General features: G+C 71.6%; 11 protein-coding genes. 3 read left to right on the top strand and 8 right to left on the bottom strand.

The window, feature by feature from the left end:
- Positions 1-92 precede the first annotated feature (92 nt).
- On the bottom strand, positions 93-1,604 hold the full coding sequence (gene dop, locus ACQ614_RS29620) for a depupylase/deamidase Dop (RefSeq protein ID WP_431681905.1): 1,512 nt from the start codon (positions 1,602-1,604) through the stop codon (positions 93-95).
- 92 nt (positions 1,605-1,696) lie between these two features.
- Positions 1,697-3,463 carry a proteasome ATPase gene (gene arc, locus ACQ614_RS29615; protein ID WP_363495057.1) on the bottom strand — a complete coding sequence of 589 codons (1,767 nt, stop codon included), beginning with the start codon at positions 3,461-3,463 and terminating at the stop codon, positions 1,697-1,699.
- Positions 3,464-3,708: 245 nt separating this feature from the next.
- On the opposite strand from arc, the gene ACQ614_RS29610 reads away from it, so the two are divergent.
- On the top strand, positions 3,709-3,996 hold the full coding sequence (locus ACQ614_RS29610; protein ID WP_363495059.1) for a ferredoxin: 288 nt from the start codon (positions 3,709-3,711) through the stop codon (positions 3,994-3,996).
- A 45-nt stretch (positions 3,997-4,041) separates the two neighbouring features.
- Here ACQ614_RS29610 and ACQ614_RS29605 read toward each other — a convergent pair whose 3' ends face one another.
- The 3 genes from ACQ614_RS29605 to ACQ614_RS29595 form a co-directional block, all read right to left on the bottom strand.
- Positions 4,042-4,632, bottom strand: a complete 591-nt coding sequence (locus ACQ614_RS29605) for a hypothetical protein (protein ID WP_363495061.1) — start codon at positions 4,630-4,632, stop codon at positions 4,042-4,044.
- A 301-nt stretch (positions 4,633-4,933) separates the two neighbouring features.
- Positions 4,934-5,896, bottom strand: coding sequence for a tRNA (adenine-N1)-methyltransferase (locus ACQ614_RS29600; RefSeq protein WP_431681904.1), 963 nt, complete (start codon positions 5,894-5,896; stop codon positions 4,934-4,936).
- A 97-nt stretch (positions 5,897-5,993) separates the two neighbouring features.
- Positions 5,994-7,193: a site-2 protease family protein gene (locus ACQ614_RS29595; protein ID WP_431681903.1), complete on the bottom strand. Its 1,200-nt coding sequence runs from the start codon at positions 7,191-7,193 to the stop codon at positions 5,994-5,996.
- Positions 7,194-7,441: 248 nt separating this feature from the next.
- Here ACQ614_RS29595 and ACQ614_RS29590 point away from each other — a divergent pair, with 248 nt between their 5' ends.
- Together ACQ614_RS29590 and ACQ614_RS29585 are read left to right on the top strand one after the other, a co-directional pair.
- Entirely contained in the window at positions 7,442-8,350 is a 909-nt protein-coding gene (locus tag ACQ614_RS29590; RefSeq protein WP_431681902.1) for a RecB family exonuclease, read from the top strand.
- A complete protein-coding gene (locus ACQ614_RS29585; protein ID WP_431681901.1) occupies positions 8,351-9,022 on the top strand; it encodes a response regulator in 672 nt (223 codons plus the stop codon).
- 84 nt (positions 9,023-9,106) lie between these two features.
- Here ACQ614_RS29585 and ACQ614_RS29580 read toward each other — a convergent pair whose 3' ends face one another.
- From ACQ614_RS29580 to metH, 3 genes are all read right to left on the bottom strand, one after another.
- The gene (locus tag ACQ614_RS29580; RefSeq protein WP_431681900.1) at positions 9,107-10,714 is read right to left on the bottom strand and encodes an ABC transporter substrate-binding protein; all 1,608 of its coding nucleotides are present in this window, start codon (positions 10,712-10,714) and stop codon (positions 9,107-9,109) included.
- Between the two features lie 319 nt (positions 10,715-11,033).
- Complete coding sequence (locus ACQ614_RS29575; protein WP_431681899.1) at positions 11,034-11,735, bottom strand: HAD family hydrolase; 702 nt, start codon at positions 11,733-11,735, stop codon at positions 11,034-11,036.
- A gap of 160 nt (positions 11,736-11,895) precedes the next feature.
- Positions 11,896-15,414 (bottom strand): methionine synthase, encoded by a 3,519-nt coding sequence (gene metH, locus ACQ614_RS29570; RefSeq protein WP_431681897.1) that lies wholly within the window; start codon positions 15,412-15,414, stop codon positions 11,896-11,898.
- Positions 15,415-15,454 lie beyond the last annotated feature (40 nt).

Below are 15,454 nucleotides of genomic sequence, written 5' to 3'. Positions count from 1 at the left end.
GTACGACATTCGCGCCCGGTTTAGCTTCAACGCCCGGCGCTCACCGGAATGATTCCCCTTCGGCCGGGATTTCACCCCAGGTGATCGAAGAGTTACCCTCCGGACAGTACACGAACCAGATCCTCCGCCGTCCGGCACCGGTCGAGGAGTTCCTTGACGTGGTTCCGGGTGCCGCGCAGCGGCTCCATGGTGGGGACGCGCTGCAGGGAGTCCCGTCCGGGCAGGTCGAAGATGACCGAGTCCCAGGAGGCCGCGGCGACGTGCTCGGCGTACTGCTCCAGGCAGCGCCCGCGGAAGTAGGCCCGGGTGTCCTCCGGGGGCTTGGAGACGGCGTGGACGACCTCGTCCTCGCCGAGCAGCCGCTCGAACCGGCCGCGGGCCACCAGGCGGTTGTAGAGGCCCTTGTCGGCCCGTACGTCGCTGTACTGCAGGTCGACCAGGTGGAGCCGGGGGTTGTCCCAGTCCAGCCCGTCGCGCTGGCGGTAGCCCTCCAGCAGCTCGCGCTTGGCGATCCAGTCGAGCTGCTTGGACAGGCTCATCGGGTCGCGCTCCAGGCGGCCCAGCACGTCCTCCCAGCGGGCGAGGACGTCCATGGTCTGGTCGTCGGCGTCCTGGCCCCAGCGGTCCTCGACGTACTTGCGGGCGAGCTCGCAGTACTCCATCTGCAGCTGGACGGCGGTGAGCTTGCGGCCGCTGCGCAGCGAGAGCAGGTGGGTGAGCCCGGGGTCGTGGGAGACCCGGTGCAGGGTGCGCACCGGCTGGTCGACGGCGAGGTCCACGGCGATGAAGCCGTCCTCGATCATCGCCAGGACCAGCGAGGTGGTGCCCAGCTTGAGGTAGGTGGAGATCTCCGAGAGGTTGGCGTCGCCGATGATCACGTGCAGCCGGCGGTACTTCTCGGCGTCGGCGTGCGGTTCGTCGCGGGTGTTGATGATCGGCCGCTTGAGGGTGGTCTCCAGGCCGACCTCGACCTCGAAGAAGTCGGCGCGCTGGCTGATCTGGAATCCGTGCGCGGAGCCCTCCTGGCCGAGGCCGACGCGGCCGGCGCCGGTGACCACCTGCCGGGAGACGAAGAAGGGGGTGAGGTGGCGGACGATGTCGGCGAACGGCGTCGCCCGCTTCATCAGGTAGTTCTCGTGGGTGCCGTAGGAGGCGCCCTTGTTGTCCGTGTTGTTCTTGTACAGGTGGATCTTCTGCCCGTTGGGCAGCTCCAGGGCGCGGGCGGCCGCCTCGGCCATGATCCGCTCGCCGGCCTTGTCCCAGAGCACCGCGTCGCGCGGGTTGGTGACCTCGGGCGAGCTGTACTCGGGGTGGGCGTGGTCCACGTAGAACCGGGCGCCGTTGGTGAGGATGACGTTGGCGAGGCCGATGTCCTCGTCGGTGAGCTGGCTGGCGTCCGCCACCTCGCGCGCGAGGTCGAAGCCGCGGGCGTCGCGCAGCGGGTTCTCCTCCTCGAAGTCCCAGCGGGCCCGCCGGGCCCGGTGCATCGCCGCGGCGTAGGCGTTGACGATCTGGGACGAGGTGAGCATGGCGTTGGCGTTCGGGTGGCCGGGCACGGAGATCCCGTACTCGGTCTCGATGCCCATCACGCGCCGTACGGTCATGCGGCCCTCCTTGCCCGTAGTGATCCTGTGCAGACGCGCCGTCCGGCTGCGGGGCGGGCGGGCACCGCAGCCGGACGGAGGGTTCGCGGTCCTTACAGGTACTGTCCCGTGTTGGCGACGGTGTCGATGGAGCGGCCGGACTCGGCGCCCTGCTTGCCGGTGACCAGGGTGCGGATGAAGACGATCCGCTCGCCCTTCTTGCCCGAGATCCGGGCCCAGTCGTCCGGGTTGGTGGTGTTGGGCAGGTCCTCGTTCTCCTTGAACTCGTCCACGCAGGCGGCGAGCAGGTGGGAGACGCGCAGGCCGCGCTGGCCGTGGTCGAGGAAGTCCTTGATGGCCATCTTCTTGGCGCGGTCCACGATGTTCTGGATCATGGCTCCGGAGTTGAAGTCCTTGAAGTACAGGACCTCCTTGTCACCGTTGGCGTAGGTGACCTCCAGGAAGCGGTTGTCCTCCGTCTCGGAGTACATCCGCTCGACCACGGACTGGATCATGGCGGCGACGGTGGCCGGCACCGAGCCGTCGTGCTCCTTGACGTCGTCCGGGTGGAAGGGCAGCGAGTCCTTGAGGTACTTGGAGAAGATGTCCTTCGCCGCCTCGGCGTCCGGCCGCTCGATCTTGATCTTGACGTCCAGGCGGCCGGGCCGCAGGATCGCCGGGTCGATCATGTCCTCGCGGTTGGAGGCGCCGATGACGATGACGTTCTCCAGGCCCTCCACGCCGTCGATCTCCGCCAGCAGCTGCGGGACGATGGTGTTCTCCACGTCCGAGCTGACGCCGGAGCCGCGGGTGCGGAACAGCGACTCCATCTCGTCGAAGAAGACGATGACGGGCGTGCCCTCGCTCGCCTTCTCCCGGGCCCGCTGGAAGACCAGGCGGATCTGCCGCTCGGTCTCGCCCACGTACTTGTTGAGCAGCTCGGGGCCCTTGATGTTGAGGAAGTAGCTCTTGCCCTGCGGCCGGCCGGTGACCTCGGCGACCTTCTTGGCCAGCGAGTTCGCGACCGCCTTGGCGATCAGCGTCTTGCCGCAGCCGGGCGGGCCGTAGAGCAGCACGCCCTTGGGCGGGCGCAGCTCGTACTCCTTGAAGAGGTCGGCGTGCAGGTAGGGCAGCTCGACCGCGTCGCGGATCTGCTCGATCTGGGTGCCCAGACCGCCGATCTGCCGGTAGTCGATGTCCGGGACCTCCTCGAGGACCAGCTCCTCGACCTCGGACTTCGGCACGATCTCGTAGACGTAGCCGGAACGGGGCTCCAGCAGCAGCGCGTCGCCGGGACGGAGGGTGAGCTCGCGCAGCGGCTCGGCCAACCGGACCACGCGCTCCTCGTCGGTGTGGCCGATCACCAGCGCCCGCTCGCCGTCCTCCAGGACCTCCTTGAGGGTGACGATGTCGCCGATGCTCTCGAAGGCCATCACGTCCACGACGTTCAGGGCCTCGTTGAGCATGACCTCCTGGCCGCGGCGCAGCTCCTCGGGCTCGATGCTCGGGCTGACGTTGACACGCAGCTTGCGGCCGCCCGTGAAGATGTCGACGGTGCCGTCCTCGTTGGCGCTGAGGAAGGTGCCGAAGCCGGCAGGGGGCTGGGCGAGGCGGTCGACCTCCTCCTTGAGGGCCACGATCTGGTCGCGGGCCTCACGGAGAGTGGCGGCGAGCCGCTCGTTCTGGGCGGTGACACCGGCCAGGTTGGTCTGGAGCTCGACGATGCGCTCCTCGAGGATTCTCGAGTTGCGCGGCGAGTCGGCGAGCTTGCGACGCAGGACGGCGATCTCCTGCTCGAGGTACGAGACCTGCGCGGCCTCGTCGGAACCACGAGCGGGCCGGCCGGCGCTGCGGTTGTAGTCGTCATCGTGGGCTGCCACGGTCCTCACCTCCTCCTGGGGGAGCTGGACGACCCAAACCTACCTGCAGCCAGGGGTCTGTAAACCCCTAGATCAGAAAGATGGATCGGGCGTGTCCGATCTTCGCCCTTGCGTTGCTTCCCCTCTGGTAGTGGATGTGCCCACCGCTCAACGGTTCAAAGCAGGGCGGGGGTAAGGTCGGCTCTGGAGTGAGAGGGGAAATGCCGCGCGAAGCGGGGCGTTCCAGGACAGAAACGGCAGGGGACATGTCGGCGACCGGCGAAGAGCTCGAAGTCTGGATCGACCAGGATCTGTGCACGGGCGACGGGATCTGCGCACAGTACGCGCCGGAGGTCTTCGAGCTGGACATCGACGGCCTCGCCTACGTCAAGGGCGACGACGACGAGCTGCGCCAGCAGCCCGGCGAGACGGTGCCGGTGCCGCTGACCCTGCTTCAGGACGTCGTCGACTCGGCCAAGGAGTGCCCCGGCGACTGCATCCACGTGCGCCGGGTGCGCGACCGCGTCGAGGTGTACGGCCCCGACGCCGAGTGAGCGGGGCCGGGCTGAGCCCGGCTCAGGCCGCACGGGGACGGGCCGTCAGACCTGGCCCGCCGGCGCGGCACTCTGTGCCCGCACCCAGCGGTCGCCGTGGCGCGTCCAGCTGAGTTCCACCAGGCGGTCGGGGCAGCAGCGCGGGACGTCGAGCGAGGAGTAGCCCTGCGCCCGGCCGCGGATCTCGCCGTCGCTGCGCACCGTGAGGGCGGTGACCGTCAGGCCGTCCTTCAGCGGGTCGAGCAGCGTCGCGGCGACCTCGGGGCGGCCGTCCGGGCCGTTGGTGAGCAGGAAGACGCCGTCCGGCGGGGTGCCGTTGTCGGCGGCGCAGTGCGCGGCCACCACGGTGGTCGGCACGCCGTCCACCTCGGCACTGGCCCGCAGTGCCACGGAGACGGTGAAGGGCCCGCAGTCAAGGGGAAGTTCGGCCTTCGCCGGGTCCGGCGCCGCGGCGCTCGGAGCGGGCTTGGCGGTGGGGCGGGTGGGGGTGGGGGTGCCCTGCGCCGGGTCCGCCGCCAGTGCGCCGGCGACCACCGCGCCGCAGCCGGCCGCCACCAGGGCCCAGTGCTTGAGCCCGCTGCGCGCGTGCCCCGGTCCCTTCGGTGCGCCGCTCGTGGTCATGCCGCTCGTGGTCATGATGTGCTCCGCCTCGGCCGCTGCTGCTGGTACGTGTCGGGGCTCCCCCGGGCCCGGGTGCCCGCGGCCCCGCGAGGGACCCCCCACCTCGCTGCGCCCGCCGGGCGGACCACTCCCCCGGAAGGCGCCCCGCAGGACGCGGAAGGGGGTGTCGTGAGCGAGCATCCTGCCACATGATCGGCGGCTGCGGGACCCCGGGCGGCGGCTCGTCACGGCCGGCCGCCCCTGCAGCGCCGCGAGGGGCGGTGCGCCGGGGGAAGTCCCCCGGTGCGCCGCCCCTCGCGGGTGCTGCGTCACGGTGTCAGGGCAGGTCGACGCCCTCGCCCGCGGCCGTTTCGCGGGCCGCGCGGCGGGCGGCCGCCCGCTCGGCCAGCGAGGGCTCCGGGGTGCCGTTGTCGTAGTCCTCGCCGTAGGCGCCCTTGGCCGGGCGGCGGCGGCGCAGCGGCGGCTCGACGCCGTCCGCGAGGCGGCGGGCGGTGAGCAGGAAGCCGGTGTGGCCGATCATGCGGTGGTCCGGGCGGACGGCCAGGCCCTCGAGGTGCCAGGTGCGGACCATGGTCTCCCAGGCCTGCGGCTCGGTGAAGGTACCGTGCTCGCGCAGCGCCTCGACGGTCTTCGACATCTGCGTGGTGGTGGCCACGTAGCAGCAGATGAGGCCGCCGGGGACGAGCGCCTTGGAGGCGACGTCCAGGCACTCCCAGGGGGCGAGCATGTCCAGGATGACGCGGTCGACGTCGGTCTCGACCAGGTTGTCCTGGAGGTCGCCGACGGTCAGCTTCCACGCCGGGTGCGGGCCGCCGAAGTAGCGCTCCACGTTGCCGCGGGCGATCTCGGCGAAGTCCTCGCGGCGCTCGTAGGAGGCCAGCATGCCGGTGTCGCCGACGGCGCGCAGCAGGTAGGTGGAGAGCGCGCCGGAGCCGACGCCGGCCTCGACCACGCGGGCACCCGCGAAGATGTCGGCCATCGCCAGGATCTGACCCGCGTCCTTGGGGTAGATCACCGCCGCGCCGCGGGGCATGGACAGGACGTAGTCGGGGAGCAGGGGGCGCAGCGCGAGGTACGGGACGTTGCCCGTCGTGCGTACGACCGTGCCCTCGGGGGCGCCGATCAGCTCGTCGTGCGGGAACGCACCCTTGTGGGTGTGGAACTGGTTCCCGGCCTGGAGCGTGAACGTGTAGTGGCGGCCCTTGGGGTCGGTCAGCTGGACCTGGTCCCCGACCTGGAAGGGCCCGCGTCGGCGGGTGGCACCGGTCGGTTCGGACATGCCGACAATCCTAAAGGAACGCCGGACCTCCCCCGACCAGCCCACCGGGGCCGGGACGGACGGGGTCACCACCGGGGGCGCGGGTTGCCCCCGTGGGTCACCGGCGGCCGCCGACCTCGCGGGCGAGTCTGCGTTCGAGGTCGGCGAGGGCCAGCACGCCGTACGGGGTGCCGTCGGGGCGGACGACCAGGTACTCGGTGGCGGGGGCGCCGCGCAGGGCGGTGAGCAGTTCCTCGCCGGTGAGGCCGACGTCCAGCCGCATGCCGGGCTCGATGTCGCGGGCGACGGCGCCGACGGCGATCCAGGGGCGGCGGTGCTCGGGCACCTTGGCGACGGCGGCCTCGGTGACCAGGGCGGTGGGCTCGCCGCGGCCGTCCACCACGACGATCGCCCCGGCCTGGGCCTCGCGGGCGCGGCGCAGCGCCTCGCCGAGCGGGGTGTCGGCGGTGACGTCGACGGACCGGCGGGCGAGGTCGCGCAGGGCGAGGCCGGGCAGGGCCTCCCGCAGCCGGGCGTTGCGGACGGCGCCGCTCGCCCCGTTCCAGATGATCACGGCGAGGACCGCGGCGAGGACGCCGTCGATCAGGCTGTCGGAGGTGGACTGCTGCGGGTCGCGGGAGGCGCTGAACAGCGGCAGGCCGAAGAGGACGAGCAGGGCGAGCCCGCGGCCGACCCAGGCGGCGGCGACGGTGCCGGCCATCGGGCGGCCGGTGATGCCCCAGACGACGGCGCGCAGCATCCGTCCGCCGTCCAGCGGGAGGCCGGGCAGCAGGTTGAAGGCGGCGACGACGAGGTTGCTGACCATGAGGCCGGCGAGCAGCACGCCGGGCACGGTGTCGGTGTCGACGCCGGTCAGGGCGAGGTAGAAGATGCCGCCGAGGACGAGCGAGAGCAGCGGGCCGACGAAGGCCAGCCAGAACTCGCGGACGGGGGTCTCGGCCTCCTTCTCGATCTCGGAGACGCCGCCGAAGAACTGGAGCTGGATACGCCGCACCGAGAGCTTGTAGCGGAGTGCGACGACGGTGTGCGCCAGTTCGTGCACCAGGACGGAGGCGTAGAAGGCGACGGCGAAGGAGAACGAGACCAGGTAGCGGGTGGCGCCGAGGTCGGGCAGCACCTCGGAGAGCCGTCCGCCGAAGATCCAGGTGATGAGGGCGGCGATGACGAACCACGAGGGCGTGACGTACACCGGTACGCCGAACGGGCGGCCCATGAGGATGCCGCCGCGCGGCTCCGGCCTCTCGGGCCGGCCCGCCGACGGCTGGTCGGAGGTCCGCTGCCCCCTGGTGTCGCTCACCGCGTCCCCTTCGCTCTCGTCGCTGTCGTCACCGTGGCCCCGGCCCGTCCCGTCGGCCGTGGCCCGCATCGTCGCGCCCACGCTACGTGATCTCCGTCCGGATGCCGCGCGCGCCCCTCGCGCCGCGCCCCGGGCCTCGTTTCCGGTGGTGCCCGTACGGGGGTGATACCCCGGATCGGGCCGGTGCAGCGGTGCCGCTGTCAGCGGGCTGGCAGCGGGATGTGAGCCGGGGGCAATAGGGTCGGGGCATGCACCAGAAGGACACCGCGCCGCCGCCCAGGCCGGCCGCCGCGCCGACGGGCCTGTCGCCCTCGCGTGCCGGCGACTTCATGACCTGCCCGCTGCTGTACCGGCTGCGGGTGATCGACCGGCTGCCGGAGCCGCCGAGCGCGGCGGCGACCCGCGGCACGGTGGTGCACGCGGTGCTGGAGCGGCTGTTCGACCACCCGCCGGCCGAGCGGACGGCGGAGCTGGCGCGGTCGCTGCTGCGCCCGCAGTGGGAGCGGCTGCTGGGCGAGCGGCCGGAGCTGGCCGAGCTGTTCCCGGACGATCCGGACGGCTCGGCGCTGGCCGGCTGGCTGGCCGACGCGGAGAAGCTGGTGGACCGCTGGTTCCGCCTGGAGGACCCGACCCGGCTGCACCCGGTGGAGCGCGAGCTGTACGTGGAGACGCCGCTGGATCCGGGGGTGCTGCTGCGCGGCTACATCGACCGGGTGGACGTCGCCCCGACCGGCGAGGTGCGGCTGGTCGACTACAAGACCGGCCGGGCGCCCTCGAGGGACTTCGAGGGCAAGGCGATGTTCCAGATGAAGTTCTACGCGCTGGTGGTGTGGCGCTGGAAGGGCGTCGTCCCGCGCCGGCTGCAGCTGGTGTACCTGGGCGGCGGCGGGGACGTCGTCACGTACGACCCGGACGAGGCGGACCTGCTGTCGGTGGAGCGCAAGCTGCGGGCGCTGTGGGAGGCGATCTCCCGGGCGGTGGAGACGGGCGAGTTCCCCGCGACCCGCAACCGGCTGTGCGACTGGTGCGACCACAAGAGCCGGTGCCCGGAGTTCGGGGGCACTCCCCCGCCGTACCCGCTGCCGCTGCCCGTGCCGGTGCAGAGAACGACCGACGACGATCCCACGGGGGATCTCATGGTGAGCAAGGAGTCGTAGGTGACGATCCGAGTGCTGCTGGTCGACGACCAGCCGCTGCTTCGCACCGGTTTCCGGATGATCCTGGAGGCCGAGTCCGACCTGGTGGTGGTCGGGGAGGCCGGGGACGGCCAGCAGGCGCTGGAGCAGGTCCGGGCGCTCCAGCCGGACGTGGTGCTGATGGACATCCGGATGCCGCGGATGGACGGGGTGGAGGCGACCCGCCGGATCGCCGGCCCCGGCCGGGACGGCCCGGCGAAGGTGCTGGTGCTGACCACCTTCGACCTGGACGAGTACGTGGTGGAGGCGCTGCGCGCCGGAGCCAGCGGCTTCCTGCTGAAGGACGTGCCGGCCGAGGAGCTGGTGCAGGCGATCCGGGTGGTGGCCGACGGCGCGGCGATGCTGGCGCCCTCGGTGACCCGGCGGCTGCTGGACATGTACGCCACCAAGCTGCCCTCCGGCGAGGAGGCGCCGCCGCAGGCGCTGGGCGCGCTGACCGAGCGCGAGGTGGAGGTGCTGCGGCTGGTCGCCCGCGGGCTGTCGAACGCGGAGATCGCCGCGGAGCTGTTCGTCAGCGAGACGACGGTGAAGACGCACGTCGGCCATGTGCTGACCAAGCTGCAGCTGCGCGACCGGGTGCAGGCCGCGGTGTACGCCTACGAGTCGGGCCTGGTGCGCCCCGGCTCGCTCTGAGCCCGGCGCGGCGCCCGGCTCCGGGCCCGGAACGGCGACGGCCCGCCCCCTCCGCTGCGGAGGGGGCGGGCCGTCGCCGTTCGGTCACTTCTGGGCGGCGGTGCGGCCGATCTCCCAGAACCGGAAGATGCCGGTGGTGTCGACGGTCGCGTCGACGCCGGTGATGTCGTTGCGCGAGGCGTAGAAGGACTTCGCCTGGAACAGCGGGATCACCGGGACGCCCTCGGCGACGATGTTCTGGATCTGGGCGTAGGCGCCGCCGGCGGTGCGGTCGGTCAGCTTGATGCTGGCGGGCACCAGCCTGCCGCTGATCCGCTCGTCGTCCCAGCCGTTGTGGAAGGCGCCGCCGTCGACCACGATCGGGCTGACGAAGTTGTCCGGGTCGGCGTAGTCCGGGGTCCAGCCGACGGTGTAGGCCTGGTAGCTGCCGGCCTTCCAGCCCTCCTGGTACTTCTTCCAGTCGGGCTCCTGCTTGACGTCCACCTGGAAGACGCCGCCGGCCTCCAGGTCCTTCTTCAGCTGCTCCATCTCGGCGGCGCCGGCGCGGGCGCGCGACCAGGTCAGGGTCATCTTGACCGGGGTGGAGACCTTCGCGGCGGAGAGGATCTTCTTCGCCTTCTCGACGCTCGGGTCGCCGTAGCGGTCGGCGAAGGAGGTGTTGTGGCCGGTGATGCCGGCCGGCACCAGGGAGTACAGCGGCTGGACGGTGCCGGCGTACACGGTGCGGGCGAGCGCCTTGCGGTCGACCATCTGGGCGATCGCCTGGCGGACGGCCGGGTTGCCGGTGACCGCGTCCTTGGTGTTGAGGACCAGGTAGCGGGTCTCGGCGCTCTCGCCCTGGGCCACCTTGAGGTCGCCCTTGCCGGCGATCTCGTCGTTCTTGATCTTGGCGCCGGCGGAGGGCTCCAGGCTGTTGTCGGCGAGGTCGACGTCGCCCTTCTCCAGGGCGGTCTTCAGCTCGTCCGGCGCGTTGAAGTAGCGGAGCGCGAACTTGCCGGTGGCGGGCTTGTTCTCGCCGCCGTACTCGCTGTTGGCGGAGAGGGTGATCTTGCCGGGGTTCTCGCCGCCGTCCATCGCGGCGATCGAGTCGATCTTGTACGGGCCGGAGCCGACCAGCTTGTCGTTGGCGAGCAGCGCGTCGGCCGGGAAGACCTGGTGGTCGACGATCGAGCCGGCCGCCGAGGCGAGCTTGGCCGGGAGCACCGCGTCGGGCGCGTTGAGGTGGAAGACCACCTTGTTCTCGCCCTTGGCCTCCACCGACTTGATGGTGGACAGCAGCGAGGCGGGGCCGCTCGGGTCGTTGATCTTCAGCATCCGCTGGACCGAGAAGACGACGTCCTCGGAGGTCATCGGGTGGCCGTTGGAGAACTTCAGCCCGGAGCGCAGGGTGCACTCGTAGGTCTTCGCGTCGCCGCCGGTGAAGCCGCAGGACTGCGCGGCGTCGGGCTGCGGCACGGTCGCGCCGGGCGGGAAGCTCAGCAGCGACTGGAAGGTGTTGTTCAGCACCAGCCAGGAACCGGCGTCGTAGGCGCCCGCCGGGTCGAGCACGCTGGTCACGTTGGTGGTGCCCATGGTGATCGTGGACGGCGAGTCCTTGCCGGTGACGGCCTTGGTCGCGGAGGCGCAGCCGGCGGCCGAGGAGACGACCATGGCGGCGCAGCCGAGCACGGCCAGGCGGTGGGCTGAAGACATGCGGGAGTGTTTCCTTCTCCGTGCGGCCGGGCTTGTGGGGAGGCGCCGGTAGGGGCCGCCACGAGCCGCGCCCGGGGTGGGGTGCGCGGTCGGTGACGGTCCGTTGTCCCCTTTTCGGGGAATGACCGGAAGTAGCGTGCCATATCGACCACGTACTGCCGTCGCACAGGTGCGCGGGGTACGGGGGCCGGCACCGACCGACGGGTCCCGCAACCCGACGATCTGTAGGCCAATGTCCGATTTGGCCGTCAGGCCCAGCACGGTCCGTTGCCACAGCGCCGCAGCCCGAGACGGGCGCTGCGCGGAAAAGAGATCGAACTCACACCCGGACGGCGGTGAGCGCGTGGAGCAGCTCCAGGTCGACCTGCTCCAGGGAGGCCAGCACGGTGCGCCCCGGGCCGGGTTCGATCGCGGTGACCGAGGGCACGGCGATCACCGGGCAGCCGGCCGCCTCGGCGGCCAGGACGCCGGTCGGCGCGTCCTCGATGACCACGCAGCGCGCGGGCTCGGCGCCGAGCCGGGCGGCGGCGAGCAGGTACGGGTCGGGGTGCGGCTTGGTGCGCGGCACCTCGTCGCCGGCGACGCTGAAGGCGAAGTGGTGGCTACCGAGGCTGCGCAGCACGATGTCGATGACGTGCCGGTGCGAGGCGGACACCAGGGCGGCCGGGACGCCGTGCGCGGCGAGCGTGTTGAGCAGCCGCTCGGCGCCGGGCATCAGCGGCACGCCGCCGGCGAGCAGGTCGACGAAGCGCTGGTTGATGAGGACGGTCAGCTCGGCCGGGGTGAGCGGCACGGAGGTCCGCTCGAGCAGGTAGTCGATCACCCGGGTCATCGGGCCGCCGACGACGTGGGCCCGGTCGGCCTCGTCGAGGGCGTGCCCGAACTCGGCGAAGAGCGACGCCTCGGCCTGCCACCAGAAGTCCTCGGTGTCGACGAGCGTGCCGTCCATGTCGAGCAGTACGGCCCGGAGGCCGCCGCCGGTGCCGCCGAGGCTTTCGGTGAGGGTCGAGATGGTCGTCATGGCAGGTCCCTTCGCCTGGGGTGGGGCGCGTCCGCGCCGGTCGCCGGACGGAGCCGGGGATGGCACAGGCCGGCCCGCTGGTGAGCGGACCGGCCCGTTCAGGATCATTCAGGATACGCCCGCCGACCGGAAATGTGCCGAACGGAACGCAGCGGACGGATTACCTGGCGTTGAAGTACTTCGCCTCGGGGTGGTGGATCACGATGGCGTCGGTGGACTGCTCGGGGTGCAACTGGAACTCCTCGGAGAGCACCACGCCGATCCGCTCCGGCTTCAGCAGCTCGGCGATCTTGGCGCGGTCCTCCAGCTCCGGGCAGGCGCCGTAGCCCAGCGAGAAGCGGGCGCCGCGGTACTTGAGGGCGAACATGTCGCGCACGTCCTGCGGGTCCTCGTCGCCGAAGCCGAGCTCGTAGCGGACCCGGGCGTGCCAGAACTCGGCGAGCGCCTCGGCCAGCTGCACGGACAGGCCGTGCAGCTCCAGGTAGTCGCGGTAGGCGTTGGCGGCGAACAGCTCGTTGGCGGCCTCGGAGACCCGGTTGCCCATGGTGACCACCTGCAGGGCGATCACGTCGCGCTCGCCGGAGTCCTCCGGGCGGAAGAAGTCGGCGAGGCAGAGCCGGCGGCCGCGGCGCTGGCGCGGGAAGGTGAAGCGGGTCCGCTCGGAGCCGTCCTCGTTGTAGACGATCAGGTCGTCGCCCTTGGAGTTGGCCGGGAAGTAGCCGTAGATGACGGCGGGCTCCAGCCAGCCCTCGGTCTGCAGGCGGTCCAGCCACATCCGCAGCCGCGGCCGGCCCTCGGTCTCCACCAGCTCCTCGTACGAGGGGCCGTCGCCGTTGCGCGAGGCCTTCAGGCCCCACTGGCCCTTGAACAGCGCGTCCTCGTCCAGCCAGGAGGCGTAGTCCGCGAACGGGATGCCCTTGACGATCCGGTCGCCCCAGAACGGCGGCGGCGGCACCCGGTTGTCCAGCGCCACGTCGGAGCGGATCTGGCCGAGGTTGACCTCCTCGACCTCCTCCACCTCCACCCGGGCGTGCCGGCGCTGCCGCAGCTCGGGCAGTGCGGCACCGGGCACCCCGCGCTTGACCGCGACCAGGGCGTCCATCAGCTTGAGGCCCTCGAAGGCGTCCCGGGCGTAGCGGACCTCGCCCTGGTAGACCTCGTGCAGGTCCTGCTCGACGTAGGCGCGGGTCAGCGCGGCGCCGCCGAGGATCACCGGGAAGTCGGCGGCCAGGCCGCGCTGGTTCAGTTCCTCCAGGTTCTCCTTCATGATCACCGTGGACTTGACCAGCAGGCCGGACATGCCGATGACGTCGGCGTTGTGCTCCTGCGCCGCCTCGAGGATCGCCGAGACCGGCTGCTTGATGCCCAGGTTGACCACGTTGTAGCCGTTGTTGGACAGGATGATGTCGACCAGGTTCTTGCCGATGTCGTGGACGTCGCCCTTGACGGTGGCGAGCACGATGGTGCCCTTGCCCTCCGTGTCGGACTTCTCCATGTGCGGCTCCAGGTGGGCCACCGCGGTCTTCATCACCTCGGCCGACTGCAGCACGAACGGCAGCTGCATCTGGCCGGAGCCGAACAGCTCGCCGACCACCTTCATGCCGGCCAGCAGCGTCTCGTTGATGATCTCCAGCGCCGGACGGGCCGTCAGGGCCTCGTCCAGGTCGGCCTCCAGGCCGTTGCGCTCGCCGTCGACGATCCGCCGCTGCAGGCGCTCATCCAGCGGCAGCGCCGCCAGCTCCTCCGCCTTGGAGGCCTTCACCGAGGCCGAGGAGACGCCCTCGAACAGCTCCAGCAGGCGCTGCAGCGGGTCGTAGCCGTCCCGGCGCCGGTCGTACACCAGGTCGAGCGCGACCTCGCGCTGCTCCTCGGGGATGCGCGCGATCGGCAGGATCTTGGAGGCGTGCACGATCGCCGAGTCCAGGCCGGCCTCCACGCACTCGTGCAGGAAGACCGAGTTCAGCACCACGCGGGCGGCCGGCGAGAGGCCGAAGGAGATGTTCGACAGGCCGAGGGTGGTCTGCACCTGCGGACGGCGGCGCTTCAGCTCGCGGATCGCCTCGACGGTCTCGATGCCGTCCCGGCGGGACTCCTCCTGACCGGTGCCCAGGGTGAAGGTCAGGCAGTCGACCAGGATCGACGACTCGTCGATGCCGTACTCGGCGGTCAGCTGGTCGATCAGCCGCTCGGCGATGGCGACCTTCTTGTCGGCGGTGCGGGCCTGGCCCTCCTCGTCGATGGTCAGCGCGATCAGGCCGGCGCCGTGCTCGCGGGCGAGCGAGGCGATCCGGCCGAAGCGGGTCTCCGGGCCGTCGCCGTCCTCGTAGTTGACCGAGTTGAGCACCGCGCGGCCGCCGAGCGCCTCCAGGCCGGCCCGCAGCACCTCCGGCTCGGTGGAGTCCAGCACCAGCGGCAGGGTGGAGGCGGTCGCCAGGCGGGTGGCGATCTCCTTCATGTCGGCGACGCCGTCCCGGCCGACGTAGTCGACGCACAGGTCGAGCAGGTGCGAGCCGTCCCGGATCTGGTCGCGGGCGATCTCGACGCAGGCCTGCCAGTCCTCGGCCAGCATCGCCTCACGGAACTTCTTGGAGCCGTTGGCGTTGGTCCGCTCGCCGATCGCCAGGTAGGAGAGGTCCTGGCGGAACGGCACCGACTGGTACAGCGAGGCGGCGGCCGCCTCGGGCCGCGGGTCGCGGGCCACCACCGGGCGGCCCTGGACGCGCTCGACCACGTGCCGCAGGTGCTCGGGGGTGGTGCCGCAGCAGCCGCCGACCAGCGACAGGCCGTACTCGCGGACGAAGGTCTCGTGGGCGTCCGCGAGCTCCTCGGGGCTCAGCGGGTAGTGCGCGCCGTCCTTGCCGAGGACGGGCAGGCCGGCGTTGGGCATGCAGGACAGGCCGACCTTGGCGTTCTTCGCCAGGTAGCGCAGGTGCTCGCTCATCTCGGCCGGGCCGGTGGCGCAGTTCATGCCGATGTAGTCGATGCCCAGCGGCTCCAGGGCGGTCAGCGCCGCGCCGATCTCGGAGCCGAGCAGCATGGTGCCGGTGGTCTCCACGGTCACCTGGGCGAGCACCGGCAGGTCCAGGCCCGCCTCGGCGAGCGCCTGCTTGACGCCCAGCACGGAGGCCTTGGTCTGCAGCAGGTCCTGGCTGGTCTCGATCAGCAGTGCGTCCGCGCCGCCGGCGATCAGGCCGGCCGCGTTCTGCCGGAAGCCCTCGCGGATCACCTCGAAGGTGGTGTGGCCCAGGGTCGGCAGCTTGGTGCCGGGGCCGATCGAGCCGAGCACCCAGCGGGTGCGGCCGTCCTGCGCGGTGAAGGCGTCCGCGGTCTCCCGGGCGAGCCTCGCACCCGCCTCGGACAGCTCCACGATGCGGTCGGCGATCTCGTACTCGCCGAGCGCCGCGTGGTTGGCGCCGAAGGTGTTGGTCTCCACGCAGTCCACGCCGACGGCGAAGTACGCCTCGTGCACCGAGCGCACGATGTCGGGGCGGGTCACGTTGAGGATCTCGTTGCAGCCCTCCAGCTGCTGGAAGTCCTCCAGGGTCGGGTCCTGCGCCTGCAGCATGGTGCCCATCGCGCCGTCGGCCACCACGACACGGGTGGCGAGGGCTTCGCGGAGGGCGTTCGCACGCTCCTGGTGGGCGGCTGCTGCGGCGGACGAGGGGACGGCGGTGGCCATGGGGCGACTCCCTGGGTGCGACGGCTGTCGGCTATGCGTC

It is taken from the genome of Kitasatospora dryopteridis (genome assembly GCF_050749075.1).
Taxonomy (GTDB): Bacteria; Actinomycetota; Actinomycetes; order Streptomycetales; family Streptomycetaceae; genus Kitasatospora.
The sequence above is the reverse complement of the archived record's forward strand: the minus strand, read 5'-3'. Positions and strand labels throughout refer to the sequence as shown.